Consider the following 13611-nt stretch of genomic DNA (forward strand, 5'->3'; position numbering starts at 1 on the left):
TAACAATAAGTCATAAAATGTTCGATAGCTTGCGAAATAAAAAGTCCGAACCCACGGTCTTATCTGACATGCTAACTAAACAGCGACGATACGACAGCCTCGTCAGGGCACTTCACACTGATATCTTCCGATACGCCTACTGGTTAATCGGCGATAAGCATATTGCTGAAGACGTCACTCAAGAAACCTTTCTTCGTGCTTGGCGCGCTTTAGATTCGTTAAAAGATGATAAAGCAGCAAAAGCATGGCTAATTACCATATTACGCCGTGAGAATGCACGCAGGTTTGAGCGTAAACAATTTGACTACAGTGATGTTGAGCAAGAATTGCTTGAAGATGAAAAATCATCGACCAATGAAGAACAAACTGAGCAATATTGGCTACGTAAGCAAATTGGACAACTTGAAGTCGAATATCGTGAACCACTATTACTGCAACTGATTGGCGGTTTTAGCGGTGAAGAAATTGCTGATTTATTAGAGTTAAATAGAAACACCGTCATGACGCGTTTATTTCGCGCCCGTAATCAATTAAAAGACGCTTTAGAGTCTCCTGAAGTTAGAGGTCAATCAAATGGATGATCTAAAATTTCGTCGCCATGCATATGGTGACCCAAACAGCCAAGATGAAGAATTTCTTGCACAAATTTCAGCGTCTGAATCCGATGCAAAACTCGTTAACGAGCTAAAAGCATTAGACAGTAAACTGACCAATGCACTGAATATTGATGTGCCTGATGATTTAGCTGACAAACTGATTTTACGCCAGCAACTCAGCAAGCATCAGCAGCAAAAAAAGCACACTCGCTATTTAATGGCGATGGCCGCGTCAGTTGCCTTAGTGATTGGATTAAGCGTCAGTATGCTTCGTTTTACGCCAGTTGATTTAGCAGAACATGCTCTGGCACATGTTTATCATGAGCCAAAGGCAATGAATGTCGATCAAAATGTTGGCTTTGAAGATGTAAACTTTAAACTGGCTGGTATTGGTGGATTAGAGAACGCCAAGTTCATCCAACAACCAGGTAAAGTGTTTTACACTTCTTACTGTGATTTCCAAGGTGTAAAGAGTTTGCACCTTGTGATGGAAGGTGAGCAAGGGAAAGTTACCCTCTTTATCATCCCCACCGAAAACAGAATGGTCACTGAAGAATCGTTTGCAGATCAGAATTATCATGGTTTAGGTTTTCAAACAGCCGACACCTTCATGTTACTGGTAGGTGAACAAGATGCTGACTTGCAATACGTAAAAAACGAGATCGAGCAAACTTTCATCTAGATTCATACACTTAGCAAACAAAACGCTTACAAACCAGCTAATGAAATTTCATTGGCTGGTCAATAACTCTTCATACTTCCTGTCAAAATTGTGCACTGTGTCAAACATCTGTTAGCATATGCCGCACAATAATGAGAACAATACGGAAGTAGCATGGCAATTGAAGCTCCAATTCTAATTACATTCATTGGTTATCTCGCCCTTATGATGGGCATAGGCTATTGGGCCTATCGCAAGACAGACACAGTAGACGATTACATTCTAGGCGGCCGCAAAATGGGCCCAGCCGTAACAGCACTGAGTGTCGGTGCATCAGATATGTCAGGTTGGCTATTACTCGGTTTACCTGGCGCGGTTTATTTAGGTGGTTTAGGTGAAGCTTGGATTGGCTTCGGTTTGGTTTTTGGCGCATGGCTTAACTGGTTATTCGTTGCCAAACGTCTTCGTATCTACACCCAAGCGGCAGATAATGCCCTTACCCTACCCGACTTTTTTGAAAAGCGCTTTGAAGACAAGCAAGGCTTTTTAAAGTTAGTTTCTGCTATTACTATCCTAGTGTTTTTCACTTTCTACACTTCATCAGGCATGGTTGGCGGTGCAATCTTATTTGAACAAATCTTTGGTCTCGATTACACCATCGCATTATTGATTGGTTCAGTCATCATTGTCGCTTATACCTTTGTTGGAGGCTTTTTTGCTGTGAGCTGGACAGATTTCTTCCAAGGTTGTCTGATGTTGCTTGCACTGTTAATTGTACCAATAGCCATTTTCAGCAAACCTGATACGCAAGTGGCTTTAGAAACACTTGACCCGAAAATGCTGTCTTTCTTACACAGCAATATGACTACGATTGGTCTTGTGTCACTACTGGCTTGGGGTTTAGGTTACTTCGGCCAACCACATATTCTTTCTCGCTTTATGGCAATTGGCAGCCCAGATGACATCCCGCTATCACGCCGCATTGCAATGAGCTGGATGCTTGTTGCATTAATCGGCGCATTAGCAACGGGGATAGCCGGTACGATTTATTTTGCTGATGCACCATTGGCTAATTCTGAAACCGTTTTCATTCACTTAGCCCAAGTTGCTTTTAATCCTTGGATTGGCGGTATCTTAATCGCGGCAATTTTATCAGCGATTATGAGTACTATCGATTCACAGCTCCTTGTTTGCTCAAGTGTCATCACTGAAGATTTTTACCGTAAATGGTTACGTCCGGACGCGAAAGACAAAGAGTTAATGCTAGTGGGCCGCTTTGGTGTGTTGGCCATTGCTGTTATCGCAATTGTGATTGCACTTGACCCTGACAGTAAAGTTCTTGAGCTGGTGAGCTATGCATGGGCAGGATTTGGCGCAGCATTTGGACCTGTAGTGTTAATGTCCCTATTTTGGCAAGGCTATAGTCGTAATGGTGCTATCGCCACTATTCTTGTTGGTGCGATAACGGTTGTCGTATGGAAGCAGCTTTCTGGCGGTATCTTCGACTTATACGAAATCTTACCAGGTTTCCTATTCGCCACGATTGTCGGTGTTGTAGTCAGCAAAATATCACCACCAGCTGAGTCAATTAAGACGCAATTCGCTAACTTTAAAGCTTCGCTTTAATCTCCAAAAGGTTCGATTACTGGTGTAAAACTGGTAATCGGACCTCTCAGCGTACACTTGTACGCTTTTTTACAAAATAATCTTGTTACCCACTTGTTACTTGTTATTTCGTTATAATATTTCAGCCTCCAGAACCAAATTCACAACTGCCCTACAGCACAGCGTTTATAGAGTATTTACTCAGTTTGACCTAAATACGTCAAAAACAAAAATTAACTTAACAGTAACAACAACTAGCAACTGGTCGGAGTTGTAGAGGTAACAACTGTTACCTAATATGCCCGCAATTACTAAGTTGGTGTTGATTGGGGAGCCCTATGCTAAGCATGGCGCGAATTAATAAACTGACGTACAACGATGAGAGCAAAATGATGACTAAATTCAACAAGACACTTCTTGCAGTAGCGGTAACGCTAGCAAGCACACAATCAATGGCAGCTGGTTTTCAGTTAAACAGCCAATCTGCAACTGGTATTGGCCGTGCGATGGCGGGTGATGCAATCATCGCTGATAACGCGTCAGTATTATCACGTAACCCTGCAGCTATGGCATTGTTTGACGAAAAAACACTTTCGATTGGTGCATCTTATGCTGATGTGAACGTTGAAGTTAGTGATGTCCAATATGACACTATCTTGGGTGGAACAAACCATCTTGGAAGTATAGACAATGCAGCTGAAGCTAAGTTAATTCCTAACTTCTACTACATTAGCCCTATCAATGATAAATGGGCTTACGGTGTTGCTGCCTTCTCAAATTACGGCACAGGTACTGATCTTTCATCACTAAATAGTGGTCACGACTTCAATACCCCAATCGATTTATTGGGTAATACTGAAGTAACCACAATTAACTTCAACGCTAGCGTGTCATACCGTATTAACGATTCATTAAGTTTAGGTTTAGGTCTTGATGCTGTATATGGTTCAGGAACATTAACACGTAACGGTAATATAGATATCGGTCTTGGTGACATGCCGCTAAATCTAGTTGACGTTGATGCTGACGGCTGGGCTGTTGGTGGTATCGTCGGTTTAGCTTATGAGTTTAACGAAAATAACAGAATTGGTTTGAGTTACCGTTATAGCCCACAAATGGAAGCTAGTGGCGACATCATGTATAACCCTTCTGTTTTGTTCCCACAAAACTTTGACAGCATTGAAATTCCAATTGCCGATATCGCACAGCTTGCTGGTTTCCATCAGTTAACGGATAAGTTTGCTATTCATTACACCGCACAGTGGACTCAGTGGAGTTCATTTGACAACATCAGTGTTGTAGATGGTGATCTTGGCACTGCTAATGATGTTATCAAGCATTATAACTGGAAAGACTCTTGGTTCTTAAGCCTTGGTGCAACATACGATATCAATGAAACTTGGACAGTTCGTGCTGGTATAGCAAGTGATCAAGGCGTAGTTGGCGAAGTATCATCATTGTCAATTCCTGACTCAGACCGCATGTGGTATTCAGCAGGTTTCACTTATAACTTGAGTAATAAATCAAGCATTGATTTCGGTTACACTCTAGTTGCTGGTGAAAAGGTGCATGTTTTAGAAGATAGCGCACTAGTCGGTCAAGTGAGTGCTTATACAGAATCAGGCGCAAACTACTTCTCACTGCAATACAACCACACTTTCTAAATTAATCTATTTAAACGTTTAATTTACTAGTTAAAAGCCGCCTATTTTATTAGGCGGCTTTTTTTGTCTAAATTCTCTCCAACGATTAATAACACAATCCCTATTAATACAACATCCATTAGATTTTTCTCATAAATAGATTGCACAAGACAATAAAGTCTATTAGAATTTTCTTATGGATTGTTTTTCTATTGTTGGATAAGTTTATGTGGCGCACACGTTCGATGTTAATTACGGTTTTATCAATTTCGCAAATCAGCATTTTTGCCCCATTGGCAATTGCGGCGCCCGAAACCATCCATATCCAACCGCAAAGGCATATTCCTTACCTTCAATTTGATGGGCAGATTGAAGCAATCAAAGCTGCCACGGTTTCTGCGCAAACTGCTGGGCGAATTCTTAAACTTAACTATGATGTAAATGATACTGTCCCAGAAGGCGCTGCTTTACTTGAAATAACCAGTAAAGAGCAAGGCGCTGGACTTGCGGCTGCTGAAGCTGAACTTGCACAAGCCAAAGCGAGAAATATTGAATCTCAAGCCCAGTTCAAGCGTTATCAAGAGCTGTTTCCCAAGGGCGCGATTTCTAAAGGTGCTATGGACGAGGCGACAGCTAACTCTGCCTCAAGTTTACAAGCCGTATCAGCTGCTAAAGCCAAGTTAATTCAAGCCAATGAAACCTTAAACTACACCACGGTTAATGCCCCTTTTAGCGGCCGGGTTACCCAGCGTTTTGTTGAGCAAGGCGAAACCGTCACTGTTGGCCAAGCCCTATATGCTGGTTACTCTACCGACAATATGCGTGCGATCTTTCAACTGCCGCAGCAATATCGACAACTCGTCGATGCTAACGCAAATATTACCGTTGAGCTTAACTCTGGCTTGCGTATTAGCTCCACTGATATCAATCCATATGTGTTCTTACAAACTGCAAGTCAAAGCTACCAAGTACGTATTAACCTACCACAAACAGACGCCGCTCTCTCGCCAGGTGAATGGGTAAAAGTAATGATTGCCGATACAACAACAGATCAACTTATCATTCCACATTCTGCGGTCTTTCAACGAGGCGACTACACCGCCGTATTTCGTCAGAAAAATGATAAGTTCGTGCAAACACAAGTTAGATTACGCCAAATCGACAATCAACAATATGTTGTCGAAGCGGGTTTAATTGCGGGTGATAAGATTATTAAGCGCGCCACTAAGTACCTACTCAACACCGAAAAATCAGGCGAGTAATATCATGACTGAACCTACTACTCTTGGCATTTCAGGTAAAATTGCAAAAGCCTTCCAATCAAGTGCTATCACGCCATTGTTGGCTCTTTTAGCGCTTTTATTAGGCTTATTTGCCATCATAGTCACGCCTAAAGAAGAAGAACCACAAATAGACGTTACTTTTGCTGATGTTTATATTCCTTATGTTGGCGCCACACCTGAAGAAGTGTCTAGACAGGTCACATTACCCGCTGAAAAGATTATTTCTGAACTTAAAGGAATCGACACCTTATATTCCTTTTCGATGAATGACGGTGCGCTCATCATCGCAGTGTTTGATGTGGGCGTTGCTCGCGATCACGCCATTGTTAATTTATACAACCAACTGCAATCAAACCAAGATAAGTTTAATCAAGCTGCAGGCATTGGCACACCTTTAATCAAACCTCGCGGTATCGATGATGTACCAATTGTAGGCTTAACCCTTTGGTCGAAAGATCCTAATGTGAATGCTGAAGATTTAACCATTGTCGCCACTGAACTTGAAAATGAATTTAAGCGAGTTAAAGGCACTCGAGAAATTTACTCGATGGGACGCCAAGAGCTGGCGGTAAATGTTCGACTTGATCCACTTAAAATGAACCACTATGGCGTGAGCTTTTCAGAGTTAACACACGTCCTCACTGATAATAATCAAATATCCATGCCTGGTGACTTAATCCAGCAGAATCAACTCATCAAGGTTCAAACTGGTCAGTTCCTTCAGAGCATTGAAGATGTGAGCCAATTGATTGTTAAAGTTAGCCAAGTCAATAACCAAGCAAACCCTGTGTATTTATCAGATATTGCTGACATCAGCTTACAAGCTGATACTGCAACCGATAACGTTTGGCATGTTGATTCATCAGGCACCTACCCAGCTGTCACGATTGCCATTGGTAAACAAGGTGGCGAAAACGCGGTGGAGATCACTGAGCAAATCATGACACGCCTTGCCAAGGTCGATAATCTATTAATTCCAGACAATGTTGAAGTAACTGTTTCAAGAAACTATGGTGAAACCGCAGGTAATAAAGCCAATACGCTCATCCTAAAACTCATGTTTGCCACGATGGCTGTTGTGCTATTGGTATTAATCACCATGGGCAAGCGTGAAGCCCTAGTGGTCGGTATCGCAATTATCGTCACCTTAGCCATGACATTATTTGCATCGTGGGCATGGGGTTTTACCCTTAATCGAATATCCTTATTTGCGTTAATATTTTCCATCGGGATTTTGGTCGACGATGCCATTGTGGTGGTCGAAAATATTCACCGACACATGGCAATGGGGACTAAAGACTTTAAAACACTGATACCTCTTGCAGTTGATGAAGTCGGCGGGCCGACGATTCTAGCCACCTTTACTGTTATTGCTGCACTTATGCCTATGGCGTTCGTTTCTGGTCTTATGGGGCCTTATATGAGCCCTATTCCGATAAATTCCAGTATGGGTATGTTGATCTCATTAGTCGTCGCATTTGTCGTCACACCTTGGTTGAGTTTAAAACTGCTCAGACACAGTCATTCAGATCAACAAGACAATTCAGATGTTACCGTATCAAGTTCGGCTACATCTGATACAAAACAAGCGGCTCGTCAGACACAATTAAATTCAGGTCAACAAGACAATTCAGGTGTTACCGCATCAAGTTCGGCTACATCTGATACAAAACAAGCGGATAGTCAGACACCATTAAAGCCACTGTCACAGTCACATAATACTGACGATAAACTACAGGGTTTATTTACACGATTAATGACACCGTTTCTCATAGGTAGCAAAGCGCGTTTAGCCCGCTTTGGCTTAACAGGTGCCATTTTATTACTAATTGCTATCGCTGTAGCACTGCCAGTTGGCCAGGCTGTGATTTTAAAAATGCTGCCATTTGATAATAAGTCTGAGTTTCAAGTGTTGGTGGATATGCCCGAAGGTACCCCAGTGGAGCAAACTCAGCGAGTCCTTAAAGACTTAAGTGACTACTTGCTCAGCGTAGATGAAGTTGAACATCTACAACTTTATGCTGGTACTCACGCACCAATAAACTTCAATGGCCTTGTCAGACATTATTTTATGCGACAAAGCCAAGAGTTGGGTGATATCCAAGTAAACCTTGTCGACAAATCAGATAGAAGTAGAGATAGCCACGAAATCGCAACCTCAGTTCGCGATAAACTGCATGAGATAGCTAAACCCTATCAAGCCAATATTAAAATTGTTGAAGTGCCACCTGGACCACCTGTGTGGTCACCGATTTTGGCAGAGGTTTATGCCCCCACGACTGAATTGCGTGAGCAAACCGCCAAAGCATTAGAGCAACGCTTTAAGCAAACTGAACATGTGGTCGATGTGGATATTTATCTGCCCAGTGATGCGGCGCACTGGCGCTTAAATATTGATAGAAGCAAGGCGCAATTATTGGGTCTTCAATACTCTCAAATTGTCAATACCATCGCCACTGCGGTAGAAGGTGCAGATGTGAGTTATTTGCATAATAAAGATTATCAATTGCCGATCCCAATTAGATTACAGGCAAGCGAAGAATCTAAGCTTAATTTACAACAGATATTGTCATTAAGATTGACCAATGCCGAAGGAACAAGCATTAGCTTAAGCGACCTTGTATCAATTGAGCACGGCAACATCAATACCCCGGTCATCCACAAAAACATGGTGCCTATGATTATGGTGGTTGCTGATATGGCAGGGCCAACAGATAGCCCACTTTACGGCATGTTCAGCATGTTTGCAGGCATAGAAGATGATAATGACTCCGGCGTTAACCCTTACCCAATTAAACAGCATTTGATTAATCAACCCGATGGCTTAGATGAAGTGGCCATTTTATGGGATGGTGAATGGAAAATTACCTATGAAACCTTCAGAGATATGGGAATTGCCTATGCCATTGGGATGATAGCGATTTACTTGTTGGTTGTGGGCCACTTTAAGTCCTATATCGTTCCTTTAGTGATTATGGCGCCTATTCCGCTGACTATTATTGGCGTGATGCCGGGCCATGCTTTATTGGGCGCTCATTTCACCGCCCCGTCAATGATTGGCATGATTGCCCTTGCCGGGATCATCGTACGGAATTCGATTTTACTCGTTGATTTCATCAATTTAGAAACAGCCAAAGGTGTGCCGCTGGAACAAGCAGTTATTCAGTCAGGCGCTGTGCGGGCAAAACCCATTATGTTGACTGCATTTGCAGCCATGATCGGTGCCCTATTTATCATTGATGACCCTATCTTTAATGGTCTAGCTATCAGTCTGATTTTCGGGATTTTTATATCCAGTATTTTAACTCTGGTGGTTATTCCAATTCTGTATTACAGCGTAATGAAAAATAAACAATTTATACAAGAATAAACAAGGTATTTAAGGAGATTCACATGTCTTTAGAAAGAGTTATTATGGCATTTGCCGGTTTTATGGTGTTGTTGTCATTAGCATTAACAGCTTGGCTAGATCATAACTTTATCTGGCTAACCGTGTTTGTTGGCGCTAATCTATTACAAAGTGCCTTCACTGGCTTTTGCCCAGCTGCAATGCTGTTTAAAAAGCTAGGTGTCAAAACGGCCACTGAATTAGCAATTCTACAAAAAGAATAAAAGGAACGCCTGTGCAACAACGACACTCTCGCTTTTTTGATCAAACAGCATTACTGGTTATTGGCTGCTTAGCATTGATGTTTTCAGCTATTTCAAGTGCTGAAGATAAGGTTCCAAGTGTGGCTTGGGATAAAATTAATGCTGGAGCGATACTGCTTGATGTCCGCACTGAACAAGAGTTTGCAGCAGGACATTTAGAAGGGGCTATCAATATCCCTTTTGAAGTGGTGCTAAACAAATTAACCGAGCAAAAGCTGTCAAAAGATACGTCAATCGTACTCTATTGTCGTAGTGGAAGACGCAGTGGCATTGCCACTGCAGAACTGGTCAAAGCAGGTTTTACTCAAAGCTATAATGGCGGTGGATTTGAAATGTTGCGCGCACATGAGACTAATTAACCTCGTTAACTGATCCCCACAACGAACTCAATATTGGTATCTATTTGTGACACAAAAAAGCCTCATTGATGAGGCTTTTTTAATGTCTAACTCTTTATCACTCAATACTCGTGAACCCAATTTATTTGTATAACCGAACATAAATGGTAGCACTGATGCTAAAGGACTTTAACCATCGGAATACAGGCAAGATCGATCCCTCTAGGAGAATGCCAAACAGACTGATTATGACCTTCAAAACCACAACTTCTGTAGAATGCGGCTGCATTTAACGTGGCATCCAACCTCAGTTCTTTACAGTTTACTCGCCTTGCTTGAGCTTCTAGATGCTTAAGCATTCGCTTACCTAAGCCTTTACCGAAAGACTCAGGGCGAACAAATATGGCATCGACCATACCGTTATCAACATCAAGCATACCAACACCAACCACTTTGTTTTCGATTTCAGAAACAAAACCATATTTTGCGAATGCATGAGCAAACTCTGTCGGTAACTCTCCATCTGTCCACTTAGTCAATATATCATCGCTATAGTGGCCTTTGCATTGTGATAAAATCGCCAGATTACGAATTTCAAATGCGTCTGGAGCATCGTCAATGGTTGCCTTTCGAATATGCATAATCACTCCATCTAAAAAGGTTTATTAGACATTAATGATTATACTTTTGAAAAACAACACCAAAGACGATTTGATTTAATCATTTCAGAACAAAACTTCAAAGACCTAAGTAACTTCAATAACTGTATTCAATTCACCACATTCAGCTAGCGACTTTTACTTTCTCGATGCTATCGGCTATTTCCATAAAGCTAGGATTAAGGCTCACATCGATCGGGAGTTTTAATTTTCGCACGATATCATTTGCTGAAATAAGTCCCCGAATCACATCTCGTTGCTCATCGACAACCAAACAATGCTGATGCTGAGAATGTTTAAGCGTATCAATCACATCACAAATGCGCGCTTTTGAAAGTTCTTGGTAATCAATGGCTTTTAAGGCATCTTTTGGCAGCATGAAGTCGGACAATAATAACTGCTCCCTTGGGAAGCCTTGTGCGACATGTTTTTGCATTTCTTGGCTATGAAGCATTTGCAAACTGACTAAGCCCATAAAGTGGCCTTTTTCATCAATCACTATTTTGAGCCTAACATGGGATTGTTTCATCAAATGTTCAACATCGACAGCTGCGGTGTTCATTTTAATGACTAAAGGTTTGAGGGTTTTAAAATCGGTGAAAACTGCAGAGGCGGCAGAGAATATATTGATATGCTCAGCCACTTCTGGCCGAGCGAGTAGATCTATTTTTTCAATAGTTTTTAACGATAGCGTCTTCATTGTCACATCCTTCATAGACTGTTCTAATACAAATCCCAATTTGTTATCGAGTCTATTCTGGTTGCTTCAACTTTTACCCGTTAAACATATCTTGTAAAAACATATTTTGTAAAAACAGAGTCAGTAAAGATATTGAGAACTATATATATAACCTTCTGAAACCGCTGTTTAAAACGGTCATAGCCGTAAAAGTTATTATATTAGCCATTTTTAAAATGGCGCACGTCGTTATAACTAAGGCAAGGTTACTAAGACTTGGTAACCTACAAATTATAGTCCATATTTAGTTTGCTGTTACTTTAACTGCTCAGGTTGGATCATCAAACTGTTAGCGTCATCAGACAGCCAAATCTCGCCATCACTGATGCTCACTTGAATCTTCATGCTGCGCGCGACAAACACTTCCATAGCTTTAACACTATCTTCATCAATATTAAATACTGACAGGTTCTTATAGCGTTGAAGCGCCTGTTCATTTTGCTGCCACCAGATAGGTACACTGCGACCCGCATATGTGATTAATTGCACTTGCTTTGAACGGCCGCACGCTTTGCGTAGCCATTTTTCATCAGCTTGACCAAATTCAATCCAAAGCATGATTTCATCTGAAAGACTCTTTTCCCATAGCTCTGGCTCATCATCAACACAAAGGCCTTTGCTGAACTGCAAAGCGTCTGAGGCATTCATAATAAACGCAAGAATTCTTACCATCATACGGCTATCAGTTTCTGAAGGATGCTGAGCAATCGTTAATTGATGGTCAGCATAGTAATTTCTGTCCATATCAGCAATTTGAAGTGCAGCTTTAAAGACGGTAGCTTTAGGCGCCATGAGGGTTCCAGTCAAATAAAAAAACCGAGTTTATACTGTTTAACTTCAGTATGAAACTCGGTTTATGATAAGCGGTTATCAAACAGACCTTATTTTACCACTCTCGGCATCAATTTTATAAAAATGAACTCAATCAGGTTAATATTATAAAGCGCCAGGTTGTAGATGTTTGGCCATAGGAAAATGCGCTTTAAGCTTATTCAGTTTTTCTTGATTGACCACCAGTAACATCCTATCGCCATGTTGATATTTCTCAGCGATTTCGCTCAATGTAGGAATGCTTTCACGACTGGCATCACGTCTTACTAACTCATTAATATCGGTCAAGCTATGGTGGTTAGCATTAATTGCCTCATGATTAACACCATCTTGCGTCATATCAGAATAAAACGTATCTATTTTTTGTAGTAATGGCATGGCGGCAATAGGAAGCAAACCTGCATTATCATTTTCATTAAATAATAAAATTTCACCTTCGGCGCCATAACTTTCAAATGCATCTTGGTAATGGTTTTGCGTGCCACTATCAAAACGATCATTATTGAGATTAAAAAAACGTTCCCAAAATAATCGTCTGTCTTTACCTGAAGTAATTTTATGCTGCACTTCAATGCGCTTAGAAGCGACGAAATCAAATAATGGACTCAATGATTGCGGTAATAACGTTTCAAGGCGTGAGCGAATGGTACGAGCGAATACAGGCGCAGCACCAGCAGTACTAATCGCGACGACTAATCTTCCTCTGTCGACAATTGACGGGGTAATAAAGCGGCAGAAACTTGGATTATCGACAACATTTACCCAAATTCCTTTTTGAGTGGCCAAAACCGCATAATCCATATTCAGCTGTTCATTAGCCGTCGCCATGTAAATAACATCATAATCAGCAATGTCATCAGCGTGAACTGCACGTTGATAAAGCTTGATACGACCCTTTTGTTCATAAACACGGATTTCGGCAGCAATATCTGGCGCAATAACGTCGATTTCGGCTTCTGTACGAGATAATAAATCTAACTTTCTGGTTGCTACTTCACCAGCACCAACAATTAATACACTTAAATTTTTAGTATCCACAAACAATGGAAAGTATTGCATTGATTAGTCTCGAAATATCACAATGACCTGACTATAACCAATTTAATCAGTGATTGTCCTAGTCAATTTGGCTATCAAAGATAATCAATTAATATGATTTAACTCATTATCTTAGTTTTGGGTCATTGGTTATGGCTATTCGCTATTGGTATTCATTATGTATATTAGTTATGGGGTGTACTTTGGGGCGAACTGCATTGCCAACACAATTCAAAACTGCCGTCATTCATTTCATGACAATGTAAACATTGCCATTGAGGACGATCCATATCATGTGATTCAAGAATTGAGCGAGCTTGCTCTAATTGATTTTGGTTAACCCATAGATCGACAGTTTGCATTTCAGTAGGAAGTTCGCCGACGCCCCCCACTAATGCTTCGCCTGTGAGCTCGACCATGATGCCATTTGTTTCCAGTAGTCCTTTCCAAGTGTGTGCCTGGAGCAAGTTTCCACCAGTTAATAGTACTTTTCTATCTTCCATTATTATCCTTACTGCTATTGCTCTGCTGGCAAATTTTTAATTATCCTACTTGCAAATGGTTCTT

General features: G+C 41.2%; 13 protein-coding genes. 8 read left to right on the forward strand and 5 right to left on the reverse strand.

Features of this window, described 5'->3' with window-relative positions:
* Positions 1-17: 17 nt before the first annotated feature.
* The 8 genes from L2737_RS20125 (at position 18) to L2737_RS20160 (ending at position 9798) form a co-directional block, all read left to right on the forward strand.
* Positions 18-581 carry a sigma-70 family RNA polymerase sigma factor gene (locus L2737_RS20125; RefSeq protein ID WP_102526697.1) on the forward strand — a complete coding sequence of 188 codons (564 nt, stop codon included), beginning with the start codon at positions 18-20 and terminating at the stop codon, positions 579-581.
* Positions 574-1278 (forward strand): DUF3379 domain-containing protein, encoded by a 705-nt coding sequence (locus tag L2737_RS20130; RefSeq protein WP_102526696.1) that lies wholly within the window; start codon positions 574-576, stop codon positions 1276-1278. Before L2737_RS20125 ends, L2737_RS20130 begins: the two co-directional genes overlap by 8 nt.
* A gap of 153 nt (positions 1279-1431) precedes the next feature.
* Positions 1432-2883 (forward strand): sodium/proline symporter PutP, encoded by a 1452-nt coding sequence (gene putP / locus L2737_RS20135; RefSeq protein WP_248956911.1) that lies wholly within the window; start codon positions 1432-1434, stop codon positions 2881-2883.
* Between the two features lie 371 nt (positions 2884-3254).
* A complete protein-coding gene (locus L2737_RS20140; protein ID WP_248956926.1) occupies positions 3255-4526 on the forward strand; it encodes an OmpP1/FadL family transporter in 1272 nt (423 codons plus the stop codon).
* A gap of 206 nt (positions 4527-4732) precedes the next feature.
* Complete coding sequence (locus L2737_RS20145) at positions 4733-5767, forward strand: efflux RND transporter periplasmic adaptor subunit (protein WP_248956912.1); 1035 nt, start codon at positions 4733-4735, stop codon at positions 5765-5767.
* Positions 5768-5771: 4 nt separating this feature from the next.
* Positions 5772-9158 (forward strand): efflux RND transporter permease subunit, encoded by a 3387-nt coding sequence (locus L2737_RS20150; protein ID WP_248956913.1) that lies wholly within the window; start codon positions 5772-5774, stop codon positions 9156-9158.
* Between the two features lie 23 nt (positions 9159-9181).
* On the forward strand, positions 9182-9400 hold the full coding sequence (locus L2737_RS20155) for a YgaP family membrane protein (RefSeq protein ID WP_229372160.1): 219 nt from the start codon (positions 9182-9184) through the stop codon (positions 9398-9400).
* Between the two features lie 11 nt (positions 9401-9411).
* Positions 9412-9798, forward strand: a complete 387-nt coding sequence (locus L2737_RS20160) for a rhodanese-like domain-containing protein (RefSeq protein ID WP_346349201.1) — start codon at positions 9412-9414, stop codon at positions 9796-9798.
* A 158-nt stretch (positions 9799-9956) separates the two neighbouring features.
* Here the strand turns inward: L2737_RS20160 and L2737_RS20165 are convergent, their stop codons facing one another.
* The 5 genes from L2737_RS20165 to L2737_RS20185 form a co-directional block, all read right to left on the reverse strand.
* The gene (locus L2737_RS20165; protein WP_102526692.1) at positions 9957-10418 is read right to left on the reverse strand and encodes a GNAT family N-acetyltransferase; all 462 of its coding nucleotides are present in this window, start codon (positions 10416-10418) and stop codon (positions 9957-9959) included.
* Between the two features lie 142 nt (positions 10419-10560).
* The gene (locus tag L2737_RS20170; protein WP_102526691.1) at positions 10561-11136 is read right to left on the reverse strand and encodes a CBS domain-containing protein; all 576 of its coding nucleotides are present in this window, start codon (positions 11134-11136) and stop codon (positions 10561-10563) included.
* 294 nt (positions 11137-11430) lie between these two features.
* A complete protein-coding gene (locus L2737_RS20175; RefSeq protein WP_248956914.1) occupies positions 11431-11967 on the reverse strand; it encodes a YaeQ family protein in 537 nt (178 codons plus the stop codon).
* A gap of 144 nt (positions 11968-12111) precedes the next feature.
* Positions 12112-13065 carry a precorrin-2 dehydrogenase/sirohydrochlorin ferrochelatase family protein gene (locus L2737_RS20180; protein ID WP_248956915.1) on the reverse strand — a complete coding sequence of 318 codons (954 nt, stop codon included), beginning with the start codon at positions 13063-13065 and terminating at the stop codon, positions 12112-12114.
* Positions 13066-13229: 164 nt separating this feature from the next.
* Positions 13230-13547: a putative signal transducing protein gene (locus L2737_RS20185; protein ID WP_102526688.1), complete on the reverse strand. Its 318-nt coding sequence runs from the start codon at positions 13545-13547 to the stop codon at positions 13230-13232.
* Between the last annotated feature and the right edge of the window lie 64 nt (positions 13548-13611).

Origin of the sequence: Shewanella electrodiphila (genome assembly GCF_023283985.1) — a bacterium.
In the GTDB taxonomy this organism is placed as follows: Bacteria; Pseudomonadota; Gammaproteobacteria; order Enterobacterales; family Shewanellaceae; genus Shewanella; species Shewanella electrodiphila.

What these genes read in the sequence shown, in the direction of transcription:
- L2737_RS20125 (WP_102526697.1), top strand. Translation starts at nt 18, where the DNA reads ATGTTCGATAGCTTGCGAAATAAAAAGTCCGAACCCACGGTCTTATCT.
- L2737_RS20130 (WP_102526696.1), top strand. Translation starts at nt 574, where the DNA reads ATGGATGATCTAAAATTTCGTCGCCATGCATATGGTGACCCAAACAGC.
- putP (WP_248956911.1), top strand. Translation starts at nt 1,432, where the DNA reads ATGGCAATTGAAGCTCCAATTCTAATTACATTCATTGGTTATCTCGCC.
- L2737_RS20140 (WP_248956926.1), top strand. Translation starts at nt 3,255, where the DNA reads ATGACTAAATTCAACAAGACACTTCTTGCAGTAGCGGTAACGCTAGCA.
- L2737_RS20145 (WP_248956912.1), top strand. Translation starts at nt 4,733, where the DNA reads ATGTGGCGCACACGTTCGATGTTAATTACGGTTTTATCAATTTCGCAA.
- L2737_RS20150 (WP_248956913.1), top strand. Translation starts at nt 5,772, where the DNA reads ATGACTGAACCTACTACTCTTGGCATTTCAGGTAAAATTGCAAAAGCC.
- L2737_RS20155 (WP_229372160.1), top strand. Translation starts at nt 9,182, where the DNA reads ATGTCTTTAGAAAGAGTTATTATGGCATTTGCCGGTTTTATGGTGTTG.
- L2737_RS20165 (WP_102526692.1), bottom strand. Translation starts at nt 10,418, where the DNA reads ATGCATATTCGAAAGGCAACCATTGACGATGCTCCAGACGCATTTGAA.
- L2737_RS20170 (WP_102526691.1), bottom strand. Translation starts at nt 11,136, where the DNA reads ATGAAGACGCTATCGTTAAAAACTATTGAAAAAATAGATCTACTCGCT.
- L2737_RS20175 (WP_248956914.1), bottom strand. Translation starts at nt 11,967, where the DNA reads ATGGCGCCTAAAGCTACCGTCTTTAAAGCTGCACTTCAAATTGCTGAT.
- L2737_RS20180 (WP_248956915.1), bottom strand. Translation starts at nt 13,065, where the DNA reads ATGCAATACTTTCCATTGTTTGTGGATACTAAAAATTTAAGTGTATTA.
- L2737_RS20185 (WP_102526688.1), bottom strand. Translation starts at nt 13,547, where the DNA reads ATGGAAGATAGAAAAGTACTATTAACTGGTGGAAACTTGCTCCAGGCA.